This window comes from Sphingomonas sp. 10B4, assembly GCF_035019905.1.
Taxonomy (GTDB): Bacteria; Pseudomonadota; Alphaproteobacteria; order Sphingomonadales; family Sphingomonadaceae; genus Sphingomonas; species Sphingomonas glacialis.
Genome location: NZ_JASJVC010000457.1, coordinates 1 through 250 on the forward strand (window position 1 = coordinate 1; position 250 = coordinate 250).

The following is a 250-nucleotide window of genomic DNA, read 5'->3' on the forward strand; positions in this document are numbered from 1 at the left end:
TAGGCCAAGTGAATGTGCCGGTCAACGCTGCATTAGTGCAGCAATCGCAAGGCGAATTTAGTTTGCAAGTATTTAATCCGCCCAATCTGACTTTGCCCCAAGCCGAGAGTGAACCAGTCCCAAGTGACGCGCAGCTGGAGGGCATTGCACTACATGCCTTATTAGAGCGATTGACCAATCAGGTACAAGCATGGCCTGTCGTTGTTCCCGAGGCGGAGGCGATTGCTGCCTGGCTGCCTTGTGCTAGTAG

Annotated in this window: 1 protein-coding gene; it reads left to right on the forward strand. The window is 53.2% G+C overall.

The annotated features are described in order from the left end of the window. The coding region (locus QN347_RS20480) for a hypothetical protein (RefSeq protein WP_323494499.1) at positions 1-250 on the forward strand (250 nt) is incomplete at both ends.